This window comes from candidate division WOR-3 bacterium (assembly GCA_039801245.1).
In the GTDB taxonomy this organism is placed as follows: Bacteria; Hydrothermota; Tepidihabitantia; order Tepidihabitantales; family Tepidihabitantaceae; genus JAOABP01.
Genome location: JBDRUF010000054.1, coordinates 1 through 12,346, shown reverse-complemented (window position 1 = coordinate 12,346; position 12,346 = coordinate 1). Strand labels below are relative to the sequence as shown.

The 12,346-nt window shown below is 50.9% G+C and carries 12 protein-coding genes and 5 tRNA genes; 3 read left to right on the top strand and 14 right to left on the bottom strand.

The genetic code is table 11. The features are described 5' to 3' along the window. From ABIK47_07325 to ABIK47_07260, 14 genes are all read right to left on the bottom strand, one after another. A partial coding sequence (locus ABIK47_07325) for a 50S ribosomal protein L11 (GenBank protein MEO0020423.1) occupies nucleotides 1-113 on the bottom strand: 113 nt, incomplete at its 3' end. Between the two features lie 15 nt (nucleotides 114-128). Then, nucleotides 129-653, bottom strand: coding sequence for a transcription termination/antitermination protein NusG (nusG, locus tag ABIK47_07320; GenBank protein ID MEO0020422.1), 525 nt, complete (start codon nucleotides 651-653; stop codon nucleotides 129-131). Nucleotides 654-662: 9 nt separating this feature from the next. Continuing rightward, nucleotides 663-854, bottom strand: a complete 192-nt coding sequence (secE, locus tag ABIK47_07315; GenBank protein MEO0020421.1) for a preprotein translocase subunit SecE — start codon at nucleotides 852-854, stop codon at nucleotides 663-665. A gap of 11 nt (nucleotides 855-865) precedes the next feature. Beyond that, nucleotides 866-938, bottom strand: a tRNA-Trp gene (locus tag ABIK47_07310). Continuing rightward, a complete protein-coding gene (rpmG, locus tag ABIK47_07305; protein ID MEO0020420.1) occupies nucleotides 937-1,083 on the bottom strand; it encodes a 50S ribosomal protein L33 in 147 nt (48 codons plus the stop codon). The genes ABIK47_07310 and rpmG overlap by 2 nt, the downstream gene beginning before the upstream one ends. A 3-nt stretch (nucleotides 1,084-1,086) precedes the next feature. Beyond that, nucleotides 1,087-2,289: an elongation factor Tu gene (gene tuf / locus ABIK47_07300; GenBank protein MEO0020419.1), complete on the bottom strand. Its 1,203-nt coding sequence runs from the start codon at nucleotides 2,287-2,289 to the stop codon at nucleotides 1,087-1,089. Between the two features lie 91 nt (nucleotides 2,290-2,380). Beyond that, nucleotides 2,381-2,453, bottom strand: a tRNA-Thr gene (locus ABIK47_07295). Nucleotides 2,454-2,532: 79 nt separating this feature from the next. After that, nucleotides 2,533-2,603 (bottom strand) — tRNA-Gly (locus ABIK47_07290). A gap of 20 nt (nucleotides 2,604-2,623) precedes the next feature. Next, a tRNA-Tyr gene (locus ABIK47_07285) sits at nucleotides 2,624-2,706 on the bottom strand. A gap of 11 nt (nucleotides 2,707-2,717) precedes the next feature. Then, nucleotides 2,718-2,790 (bottom strand) — tRNA-Thr (locus ABIK47_07280). Between the two features lie 334 nt (nucleotides 2,791-3,124). Next, nucleotides 3,125-6,637: a C25 family cysteine peptidase gene (locus ABIK47_07275; GenBank protein ID MEO0020418.1), complete on the bottom strand. Its 3,513-nt coding sequence runs from the start codon at nucleotides 6,635-6,637 to the stop codon at nucleotides 3,125-3,127. Nucleotides 6,638-6,712: 75 nt separating this feature from the next. Beyond that, complete coding sequence (locus ABIK47_07270) at nucleotides 6,713-7,924, bottom strand: T9SS type A sorting domain-containing protein (GenBank protein ID MEO0020417.1); 1,212 nt, start codon at nucleotides 7,922-7,924, stop codon at nucleotides 6,713-6,715. A 156-nt stretch (nucleotides 7,925-8,080) separates the two neighbouring features. Beyond that, complete coding sequence (locus tag ABIK47_07265) at nucleotides 8,081-8,608, bottom strand: hypothetical protein (GenBank protein MEO0020416.1); 528 nt, start codon at nucleotides 8,606-8,608, stop codon at nucleotides 8,081-8,083. Between the two features lie 76 nt (nucleotides 8,609-8,684). Further along, entirely contained in the window at nucleotides 8,685-9,275 is a 591-nt protein-coding gene (locus tag ABIK47_07260; GenBank protein MEO0020415.1) for a hypothetical protein, read from the bottom strand. Between the two features lie 496 nt (nucleotides 9,276-9,771). Here ABIK47_07260 and ABIK47_07255 point away from each other — a divergent pair, with 496 nt between their 5' ends. From ABIK47_07255 to ABIK47_07245, 3 genes are all read left to right on the top strand, one after another. After that, nucleotides 9,772-10,953, top strand: a complete 1,182-nt coding sequence (locus ABIK47_07255) for an isocitrate/isopropylmalate family dehydrogenase (GenBank protein MEO0020414.1) — start codon at nucleotides 9,772-9,774, stop codon at nucleotides 10,951-10,953. 9 nt (nucleotides 10,954-10,962) lie between these two features. After that, nucleotides 10,963-11,538 (top strand): HD domain-containing protein, encoded by a 576-nt coding sequence (locus ABIK47_07250; protein MEO0020413.1) that lies wholly within the window; start codon nucleotides 10,963-10,965, stop codon nucleotides 11,536-11,538. Then, on the top strand, nucleotides 11,535-12,346 hold an 812-nt coding region (locus ABIK47_07245; protein MEO0020412.1), incomplete at its 3' end, for an aconitase family protein. The genes ABIK47_07250 and ABIK47_07245, both read left to right, overlap by 4 nt.

Here is a 12,346-nt window from a genome sequence, read left to right as displayed (position 1 = left end):
AACTCAGCAATGTTAACTCCGTGCTGACCAAGTGCTGGACCAACCGGAGGGGCTGCGGTTGCCTGTCCAGCCGGTATCTGTAGTTTAACGACTGCGATAACCTTCTTTGCCATAAACCTAACTCCTCTCTAAATCGGCTGAACCTCAAGAAAATCAAGGTCAATCGGTGTCGGTCGACCGAATATCGTCACCATTACCTTAACCCGACGCCGCTCACTCATAATCTCTTCAACCGTTCCGGTAAAACCGGCAAAAGGACCTTTAGTAACCTTCACCGTTTCCCCCTTTTCAAATGGCGCCTCAGGTTGAATCTTATCCCTGCCCTGCTCAATCTGCTCAAGCATAGCAGCAACCTCATTCTCATCCAATGCCAGCGGCTCTTTCCGTGTGCCCAAGATATGAGTCACACCCGGAATCGAGGCCACAAGTTTCAATGCCTCCTCGGTTGGTTCCATTTCCACCACGATATACCCGGGATAGAGCCTCTTCTCCTCGGTAACAATCTTGGACTTGCGCACCCTCGCCACCTTCTCTGCGGGTAGAATCACCTTGCCAAACAGCTCCTTTTTCCCCTGTGCCTCAATCGCCTTCTCCAGAAGCTCCTTTACCTTCCGTTCCCTGCCGGTGTAAGTGTGAACAACAAAAAACCTCATCATTTTTCCTTAACGCAAAAGGAGCGCCAGCAATCGGGAAAAGACGAAATCACATAGTCCAATGAAAGCCGCCAACACAGCCGAAAAAACAATCACCACCAGCGTCGTTTTCCAAAGCTCCTTGGGTTTCACCCAAGAAACCTTCTTCATCTCCGTAATTACATCTGCGATGAATTCTTTAATTCGCTTCCAGAGTCTCATTTAATATTCTCCAGGCCAGGAGGGATTTGAACCCCCATCCTACGGATTTGGAGTCCGCCGCTCTACCGTTAGAGCTACTGGCCTATTTAACCTCCTTATGAACCGTATGCTTCCTGCAGGCTGGACAGAACTTCCTAATCTCCAGCCGCTGGGTCTTCTTCTTATTCTTATCGGTGTGATAGTTCCGATTCTTGCACTCTCCACAGGCAAGCGTTAAAAAAACCCGCATATCCTACTCGATTATTTCCACAACGGTGCCCGCACCGACGGTCCTGCCACCTTCGCGGATGGCAAACTTGGAGTTCTGCTCCAGCGCCACCGGTGCAATCAACTCAATCTCCATCGTCACATGGTCACCGGGCATAACCATCTCCACCCCTGGGGGCAACTGGACCGTCCCGGTAACATCGGTCGTGCGAATGTAGAACTGGGGACGATAACCTGGGAAGAACGGCGTATGTCTTCCACCCTCCTCCTTGGTCAACACATAGACCTCTGCCTTGAACTTCCTGTGAGGCTTGATAGATCCAGGTGCAGCCACGACCATTCCCCGTTCTACCTCATCCTTACCCACGCCGCGCAAAAGGAGCCCAACATTGTCACCTGCCCGGGCATCATCAAGAACCTTGCGGAACATCTCGATGCTGGTGACGACCACCTTGTCATGCTTACCGAAGCCAACAATCTCCACCTCGGTGTTAGGTTTCAAGATTCCCCGCTCAACCCTGCCGGTGACAACTGTCCCACGCCCGGTGATGGAGAAAATATCCTCAATGGGCATGAGGAAGGGCTTGTCAATATCACGCACCGGTTCGGGAATGAACTCATCCAACGCCTTCACCAGCTCCCAGATTGAATCCACATTCGGACCAGAATCCTCCTGCAGAGCCTTCAAAGCACTCCCGCGAATGATGGGTGTCTTATCACCGGGAAACCCATACTTATTAAGAATATCCTTAATCTCCTCCACCACCAGTTCAATCAAATCCGGGTCATCAACCAGGTCAATTTTGTTAAGATAAACCACAATCGCCGGCACATTCACCTGCCGTGCCAAAAGGACATGTTCGGTTGTCTGCGGCATCGGACCATCGGCTGCCGAAACCACTAAAATGGCACCATCCATCTGCGCCGCACCGGTAATCATATTCTTGATATAGTCGGCATGCCCCGGACAGTCGATATGGGCGTAATGCCGCTTCTCACTTTCATACTCCACATGCGAGACGGCGATTGTCAAAATCTTCGTCTCGTCACGGCGACCATGGGCCTCACTTGCCTTTGCCACCTGGTCATAGGTCATATAAGTTGCCAGCCCTTTCGTCGCCAGCACCTTGGTAATCGCCGAAGTCAAGCAGGTTTTCCCATGGTCGACATGACCAATGGTACCAACATTGACATGCGGCTTCTTTCGTTCGAACTTTGCCTTCGCCATTTTCCTTTCCTCCTTATATGTCAAAACATTGGCTCAAATACCGATTCACTTTTTAGACACATCTCCCTTAAAACTACCAACATTCACCTTCAGCCCACGGCCGGAATTGAACCGGCGACCTCTTCCTTACCAAGGAAGTGCTCTGCCGACTGAGCTACATGGGCAACTTTCCAGATTCTATAATTATATCACTAAGCCATTACCTGTCAATAATTACTTCACAGAAAAATTTCACCCTTAAAAAGCGGGCGATGGGAGTCGAACCCACGCAAACAGCTTGGAAGGCTGTTGTGCTACCACTACACCACGCCCGCAACCGGGCGGACGCACAAAATGGACGGGGAAGGATTCGAACCTCCGTAGGCATTCGCCAGCAGATTTACAGTCTGCCCCCTTTAACCACTCGGGAACCCGTCCGCCAAAAAGCCAGCCGACAGAGGGAGTCGAACCCCCGACCTGAGGTTTACAAAACCTCTGCTCTACCGGCTGAGCTATGTCGGCAAAATCTGTCAAACCGCAAAACCTTGCCTTTAATTAATATTAACCTCAAAAAAATTAGGGTCAAGTTTTTACACTCAACGCCGAAAAACCATTATCCCAAAATCAACCCTTCTTGCCATTTACATCTAACACCACAAAAATCATCAAATTACCATATTGTCCTATCCCAATAAAGGGATGGTCCCCTCCACCACCCCCATAGTAATTATCTTCGCCCCACGGACTCCTCCTAACCCGCTTTCCCTATCATCTCCTATGCAACTTATAGACCACAAAAAACACTCGGGGCAGAAGCGCCTCTAACTCCTGCCCCGAGACCAATCTAACCGCTCATTTACTTTCTGGTAAGGATTACCTTTCCCCAGACCTCATCAGAACCGCTTCGCACCCGATAGAAGTAGACACCGCGGGCGACCTCTGCACCGGCATCATCCCTGCCATCCCAGACGAACTCTGAACCGGTAATCACCGACCTTGACCGCGCCACATTCCGCACCAGCCTGCCCAGATTGTCATAAACCTGCAGGTCAACCAAACCAGGATTTTCTAAAGCCACCGAAAGCACCGTCCTGCCAGTAAAAGGATTGGGACGCACAGCAACCCTTATACCCCTGCCCAACTCAGGCAACACCTTTTCCTCTTCCTCAACACCAACACTGCCCATATTGAAACCAACAACCTTGAATATCATATTGTTGGAGCCAGAGGAGTACTGCATAATCGTCACCCAGTAGGAGCCGTCACGCGGGTCATACTCTATGCCCCTGATGTTCCACTCGGTATTTGTAAACCGAAACCGGTTCCGCAATGTCCAGTTCACCCGGTCAATCTCCAGCATCCCGCAGGAGTCAAGGTATGTCCCGGTAGGGTCAAACCAGGTGAAGATGTTGAGAACCGATGGCGGGTTTTCCGGGCAGCGCTCATCCAAAGCCAGGCACCGGGTGCCATAAACGCCCGAGACCGGATGGTTGATGGTGTCAAGGATATTGCCCAAGGTGTCATAGACAAAAATCCGCTGCTGGGGCGTGGTGGTGCCGCGCCGGTCACTGACATAGACCAGATGGTTCTCCTCATCCTCAACCACACCGCAGGGATACTCAGCCTCTGGCACCGTGAAGTAACGCACCACCGAACCGCTCGGGGTTATCTTGTAAACCCGCTTTGAGGGGTTGGCAACAAGCCAGAAGGTGTTGTCATAGGAACAGTAGGCGATATCGGTGCAGGAGTCCTCAGGCAGGGTGATTGTGCCCCGGGACTGCAACAAGGAGTCAGAGGTGTACTTGTAAACGGTCGGGCTCATAAAGTAGACACAGTAAATCAAACTGTCCTGCCGGTTATAGGCAACACCGTAAAGACCCCAATCACTGGGCATTCCCGGGCAAACCTTCGGACCCCAGATGATTGTCCCAGGTGGTTGCGGCGGCTCGCCAATCCTCAGATTGAAGGTGTAGGTCCAGTCGTGCTGAAAGTTCTCGGAGTGAACCTTTAATGTGCAGGTGACAAAGGTTCCTGGTGGTATACGGGCATCAGCCTGGGCAAGAAACGGGTCAGAGCGGTTGTTGCGGACCGAGTCTGGGGGGATGTCCCCATAATTTGCGGTGGAGTCGGTAATAACAAATAGGGAATTACTTGACTTAAGTTGTGCGGTTACATTCTGGGCTTCTAAATTGCCGGTGTTCTTCAGAACCACAATGATTTTCCCACTCTCGCCAGGTTCAAATCTGCCGTTGTTGTTACCACCAGGTGGTGAATCAATCACCTGATTGGACACATAGACAACATTGGGCTGGGGTGTGCCGCCACCAGCAACCGGTCTGGTGGTAGAAAACGGCAGAATGGGCGTATGCTCGGCACCTGGGGTAGAATGCTGGCAATGCCCTTCACTTACGGTAATTCTCATATAGCCTGGGGTGGTCGCATTAACCGCAAGTGTTGCTACACCACTGTCATTTGTTCGTTCAGCCACATACACATCCGATTCCTTCCAGGCACAAACCAAAGCACCCTCAACCGGTCTTGTTCCTACCTTTACGGTAACATTAAGGTTGTAAGGTCCGGTCGGAATGGAATCGGGTAGGGTAACCGTTGGTGTCTGGGGCATCCCACCTGCCCAGACCGGCATTGCAGGGTCACCAAGCATCACATACATCCAGATGTTATAGGGATATGGGCTCGAGGGCCAGTATTTTGCCACATAGGCATCAACACCATAGCATTTGATATCGGCAAGGTTGTAAGGGGTTGGACCGTAGTTGCGCACCCCCGGAACGGTTATTGTCCAGGTATCGCAGGTTGCCCTGACCAAGGTCGAGCAGATGCCGTGATTGGGATAGGTATAGGAGGCTTGGGTTGCACCAAGGCTGGCAACCGCTCCCCCAGGATATTTCCTCATCCACGCCTCAGAAAGGCAGGTGGAGTCGTAAATCCTGCCGTTGTTGCAGGCGATATTGTAAACGACCGGTGTCATATCGCCGTTGTTTAAAGCGTAAATATGGGAGTTGTACCAGGAGCCTTCGGTTCCCCACTCCCACCACTCAAAATAGTCCCCATGCCCGCGATAGGCAACGATTCCTCTGCCTTGATTGAGCGCATTGGTAACGGTGGTGTTACCGGTATAATAACCCATAATTGTTTCCACAACGCTTGGGTTCCAGTAGGGCTTGGGCATATTGTAGATTCCCCGGACGCAACCAGAATACTTACCCGGATATTGTTCTGAATGCGCGGGCATTGTCAGTTTGTCCAGCCAGGAGTTGGTAGTGGGAGGGTTTTTTTGGTACTTCATAATCTTGGATATCTGGTTGTTCAGGTCGGTAATTGATGCCGGTGAAATCCGGGCAATACCAATCTCAGGATAGTTGTCACCACCAGGCCAGGGCTCAAGGTCACAGTACCAGAAGTCGCTGTAACCAACTCCTGAATATGAGCCCATCGGAATTTCACCGTATTCGCCAACCAGAAGAACCCAGCGCAAAAGATGGGGGTCGTTGCGGTTGTATTCTGCCCGGATTGAGTCCTTTATCTCACTGGCGGTAAAACTGGATTTGGTAATCTTTCTTACCTCATAGCCCCGCTGATGAACCCAGGCAAGGAGCGAGTCATTGAGATAGGTGCAGGTGTCATAGTTCTGATGGCAGAAAACCAGATACCTCACCCCGGCAGAATAAGTGGTGGGCGTTTGCACCGGGAGATGATGAAAGTTATCGATGTAGTGGCTATAAAACGGCACCATCCAGTCGCTAATCAGTTGGGGATAAAAGCCACCTTCATAATCAACCCTAACCCGAATCCTTTTGATAACCTCAATCTCGCCCTTAGCCGGATTCACCTTTACTGGATAAACTTGCAGGTTGGCAACTGATAGGTCCCGCCATTTCCCAGTGTGAATAAGCGCCACATCCATTTCGGGATAAGAGACATTCTGATTGTAAAAGTTATTGTCAATCACGAACGGACCCGGTTCTTCGCCATCCAATAGGGGAGGCTGGAGTGGATAGACCCTGCCAACCTTAAAAACCTGGCTCTCCTTATCCAGAACCTGAAACCTCAACCTTGCCCTTTCAGGAATAGCCAAGAGAACCGAAACCTTGGGCACCTGGGGCTTGCCTTCATCCAAAACCGCCATCACCTCATTGGGCAGATTGATAAGCGCAAACTCCTCATTGTCAATAACAGTCCGGTTAATCTCAACACCAGGGACTGTCACCTCAAAAACGGTTCTGCTTGAGTTTTGTTCCAAGATAGTGATTTTGGGAGCGCCGGTAGCGCCGTTGGCTGAAATCCATTCAGCCATAGAAATACTGCTAACAATGAAAACCGTTAGCAGTGCAAACACGCGTTTTGTCATTTAGCCTCCTGTTCATCTGACTTGTTAAGCAAGCACATAAAGATTAATTATATCTGTGGATTCAGTAGGGTCAAATTACGGCAGACGGACCACCTTTTGGGTTGTATTTTCCCCCCGCCTTTCTGCCCTGATGAAATAAATACCGCTCTGGACCATTACCCCGGCTTTATCTCTGCCGTCCCAAATCCAGATTCGGTCCTGAGGGTTTGACCCCAGCCTCTTTATCAACGAGCCATCTGCCTGATAAACCGCAACCTTTACCCCATCATTAGCCTCAGGTTCAAATATTATCCTGACCTGATTTCTGAAAGGGTTGGGGGTGATGGTGAAAATTGGTCTTGGCAATCCTCTGGTTACAGGTTCCTTGTTGCCAGTAGGTGCACCTGCCTGAATCCGGAGGCTGCGCATCGGTGCAAGGGGTGCCGCGGTGCGGGGATAAGACTCGTTATAGAGATATGTCAAGCCTGCGCTGCCATCACGGTTCTGCATTCCGAGCGTAACTGAACGGAAATCGTTGACCGTCTTAAAATGGATCTCAATCGGATTGTCGCCTCCCCAAACCGCCTGACTGGTATCATAAATCTGCACCTGCACCTTTTCCCACCTCTCCGGAATTCCAAAATAGGAGATGGAGTCAAACTCAACAATAAAACGGTGGTTGAAGGTGTCGTAGTAGTACCAGATGTTGCCATAACGGCTCGGTGCCAAATCGTCCCAGAGAAAGGCAACGATATTGGGTGGTGCATTGGGATAGGGCAGTTCAACATTGGTGAAATCACACCTGGAGGTGGTATCTGCGGCTATCCAGCCGTTGGCGCAGATGGAGATATGCCGATAAGGAATTCCATAATAGCGCCAGACACCAAAGCCTTCAGGCAGCTCCAGGCTCCTCGTATCGTCATCGCCGATTGTCAAGCGTTCACCCAGACCGCGCAACTCCAGCCAGTCATATTCTGCTCGCTCGCTGTAGCAGGAGTCGGTCCAGTCGTAAATAGAGTAGCCATAACCATCAGGACCAACCGGCAGGTTCATTGAATCACCAACGATTATCGGCACAATTAGGGTATCATCATAGCCGCTGCCGGTGATTATCAAATCGCAGTAAAGCGGCACCTCAATCGGCGCATCTTCACCTGCCCGCACTTGAAACCGGTTGCGCTCGGATGAGGTTGTTTCGCCTACCCCTGCCGGATTGAACTCGCCCCATTCATCAATAGTTTCAAGAAACGGGGTTCTACTTACCAACCGGGCCCTGGTGCTTCCAAGCGCAGAACCAGCGTTTCTCAATACTAAAACCAGGTCTGCAGTTTCTCCGCGGTCAAGTTTGGCATTAACCACACCGTTTGAATCAATAACCCGGAATGTTTTGTAAACCAGTGCCGGCGCCTCAAGGGTATGGAGGGAGATGTCATCGGCGAAGACCTTCGCCCCCGGATAAACCCCTCAGGAGTTATCAAGAACAAAGCCGAAAAGCCCGAGCCTGACCGCCTTGATGCGCCCGGTATCAACACCCGGGAGGTTGACAAGTTCGTCTTTGAGACAGAACCGGTAATCGTGCCAGTTAATAGAATCAGGAGCACGAATCAGATGCAGGGTCGGGCTGTTCTGCCAGTTGCAGCCCCTGGTTGCAGTATAGATGCGCGTTTCACCTAAGACCGAATCTTCGTTGTCAAGGTATTCAAGAAAGATTGCCCCGGCAGCAAAAAGGCTGTCACTCTCACTCTTGGCGGTCAAACGACAGGAGACAGAAAAGTTTAGATTTAGAGTGGTGATTTCCACCTTTTGGAAAAGTTTCATCCCCTGATGGAGCATCTTGTGAACCATCGCCTCAAAATCCCGGTCCGGGTGAAAACTGTGCTGATAGCGCAAACGGCAATTGCCGGTATCAGGGTAATTGCCCCATCGCGTAACCTGCCAGCCTGAATCCGGGGAAAGTTCAAAATCACCGTTATAGACAAGCTCTTTGCCCAACCCGGCGCCGAGAAAAATGCAAAAAAGAAATATTACTACGGAAAAACTTCTTGGGACTAATGGATTCCGGCTTAAATCAATAGAGCGGCTGCCCCAGTTTAACCTCGTAACTCTTGGTAAAATACTCAACCTTCACCCGGTCCGAACTAACCTCAACAATCTTGCGCCCTTCAATCTGGTCACCTGGTTTCACCTGCCGCTCACCAACAACCGCCACGAGTTCACCAGTTGGTTGCGGCACAATCGCACTCAAGATTGGTGTGGTGCTGCGCCTGGCCGTGTAACTCCCACGGCTGGCACGCCTGGTGCCGCGCCGCCTTTCGAGCCTTAGCCTTCTTCTCTCCTCCCGGCGTCTTCTCCGCTCCTCCAATCTCTCCCTGCGCGCCTTTTCCCTCATCTCAGCCCGGGCACTCTTTGTCATTGCCCTTCTCTCAGCTATAGTGGTTGTCGGCTCACCTAAACTAACCTGCCTTCCTACCCTTGCCCTTGCTTGTCGTGCAACCCTCTTCGGAGTCCTTCTGGTCGCGCTCGCAATGACAATCACCACGAGCAATAAAATTATCACTCCGACAACAATAAACTTCACATACTGGGCAAATCCTCCCGTACCCGGTGCCCTGCGGGCAACATGCATTTTTGGTGGAGGTGACTTGTCAGCAGATATCATATTTTCTCTCCTTTGTTTGTCGCCAACCTCTCAATAAATATGGAAATTTCACGATATATATTACAGATTTTCCCGCCTGTTGTCAAGCAAAAACTGTAAACGAGCACAATATTGTATCCTGGGGTGTTAGTTCGCTTGATAAAAACTCTGATGAAGATGAGCAGACCCCCCATCATTTAGAGCCAGAAAATGGGCTGAAATTAACGCAGGATTTTGCTCTTCTCGGAGATATTTGCTCTAAGCCACACCTTATCAATATATTAGCAATTTGGTCTTACTTTGTTTTCTTTGAAAAGGGTAAGGTCCCCTCCACCCTCCCGGTTTTTAACAGGTTAAGGTAAAGGCAGAGGTTGAGAAATGGCGCAAAGAGCGGATAGCGGCAGGAGAGGTTTAAGCGGATTGACTGCGATTTTAAAAAGGGTATAATTTTCCACTTTGAACAGGATTTTCCCTTTTAGGATAGAGGCAGAGATTGATTTTGAACAGGAGGCTTTTTATGGGTAAAAGGACGATTGTGGCAATGCCCGGTGATGGCATCGGGAGAATTGTCTTGCCGGAGGCGCTCAAGGTCTTAAAGGCGGTCGGCTTTGATGCCGATTTTGTCTATGGCGATGTCGGCTGGGAGTTCTGGTGCAAGGAGGGCAACGCCCTGCCGGAAAGGACGATCAAACTCCTTGAGGAGCACAAGGTCGGGCTTTTCGGCGCAATAACATCAAAGCCCAAGGATAAGGCGGAGGCAGAGCTTGACCCCGCGCTTAAGGGCAAGGGTTATGTTTACTACTCACCGATTGTGACGATGCGCCAGCACTTTAACCTTGACATCTGTATCCGCCCCTGCCGCTCGTTTCCGAATAACCCTTTGAATTTTATCAGGCGCAAGGGCGACTCCTTTGAGGAGCCAAAGGTGGATGTGGTGATATTCCGACAGAACACCGAGTGCCTTTATTGCGGGGTGGAATGGACCAATCCGCCCTTAGAGGTGCGAAGGGCGCTTGAGACCCATAAGAAGATGAGGGCTTTTATGGATGTGCCTTCTGAGGATATGGCGATTTCTCTGCGCATCTTTACCCGCAAGGCGTGCCAGCGGATTGTCCGCGCCGCATTTGAGTATGCGCGGGAGCACGGTTACAAATCGGTCACCATCTGCGAGAAGCCCAATGTGGTGCGGGAGACCAGCGGGATGATGGAACTGGAGGCAAAGAAGATTGCCAAGGAGTATCCGGAGATTGAACTGTGGTCGGTGAATGTTGATGCGATGATGATGTGGCTGACAAAGAACCCTGAGGATTACGGTGTGATTGTTTCCGGGAATATGTTTGGCGACATCGTCTCTGACGGGTTTGCCGGTCTGGTTGGCGGTCTTGGTTTTGCCTATTCGGCAAACATCGGTCCGGAGGTGGCGGTTTTTGAGCCGACCCATGGCTCAGCACCAAAGTATGAGAAACTTTCGCCCTCAATTGTCAATCCGATTGCGATGATTATGGCCGGGGCGATGATGCTTGATTACCTCGGCGAAAAGGAGAAGGCAAGGCGGATTGAAAAGGCGGTGGCAAGGGTTGTTCTTGAAGGCAAGGTGCGCACCTATGATATGCTCCGGCTCAAGGGGGGTCCGGATGTTTTCCAATACGGTGCGGCTTCAACACAAGAGATGACCGAGGCGATAATCAAGGCGTTGTAAGGAGGTTTTGTGATTACCTTTGAAGAGATTGAGCGTCTGTTTGAGCCTCAACTCAAAAGGATAGGGGATAAAAATCTGCGCACTCAGGTTGTTGAGGTATGGGTTCAGGCGGCAAAGGAAGGTGGCTGGGGTTCAATTGAGGAACTTTTGAATATGCCTTTTACCCTCTTGACCGATACCAAGGGGATAAACATTGTTGAGCACACGATTGCGGTTACCGAAGGTGCGCTCGCGCTGGCACAGGCGCAGATAAACTCCTATAAGAGTATGCCCTATAAAATTAATCTTGACCGGCTGGTTGCCGGCGCACTCTTGCATGATGTGGGCAAACTGGTTGAGGTTGAGCCTGATGGTAAGGGCGGGTTCAAAAAGAGCAAAGCAGGTGAACTGACAAGGCATCCAATTGCCGGTGCAGTCATTGCGGCAAAGGTGGGGTTGCCCAGAGATGTGATTAATACCATCGCCTGTCATGCCAAGGAGGGTGAGGGTGCGCCCAAGGTTTTGGAGACGGTGCTGATTCATCAGGCAGATTTTGCCACCTTTGACCCTCTGGTGATGATGCAGAAGGGGCTCTTGATCTTATGAAGGGCACAATCATAGAAAAGATAATTGCGCGCCATTCAGGTGCTGCCGAGGTCAAGCCCGGTGATATTGTGGATATGGAGATTGATGTGCGGGTGGCAAGGGATTTTGGTGGTGCCAATGTTATCAAGGAGATTGAGGAGCACGGTCTGGGAGTTGCAGACCCGAAAAGGACATTTTTCACCTTTGACTGCAACCCAACCGGTTCTGACCAGAAGTATGCGGCAAACCAGCAACTCTGCCGGCTCTTTGCCCGGAAATGGGGGATTAAGGTGTTTGACATTGATTCAGGTATTGGCACCCACCTGGCGATTGATGAGGGTTTAATCGGTCCGGGCGAGACCTTGGTTTCTACCGACTCCCATGCCAACATCCTTGGTGCGATTGGTGCGTTTGGTCAGGGGATGGGTGATAAGGACATCGCCTGCGCCTGGGCAAAAGGCAGGGTCTGGTTTGAGGTGCCGCCAACAGTGCGGATTGAACTTACGGGCAGACCCGCGCCGCTTGTTACCCCCAAGGATGTCGGTCTGGCGCTTTTGCGTCATTTTGGAGCGAGCGGGCTGTTAGGTTGTGCCGCAGAGGTTTATGGTGAATATGCTGAAGGTTTAAGCCTTGATAGACGCATCACCATCGCTTCACTCGGCACAGAGATGGGCGCAATCATCATTCTCTTTCCGCCAAGCCCTGAGGTGCTTGAATACTGCCAGCGCAGAACCAAACGGCAGATTGAGCCGGTTTATGCTGACAGTGATGCAAACTATCAGCGGGTTGAGCGGATTGATTTAGCCGGTCTTGAGCCTTTAATCTCCAG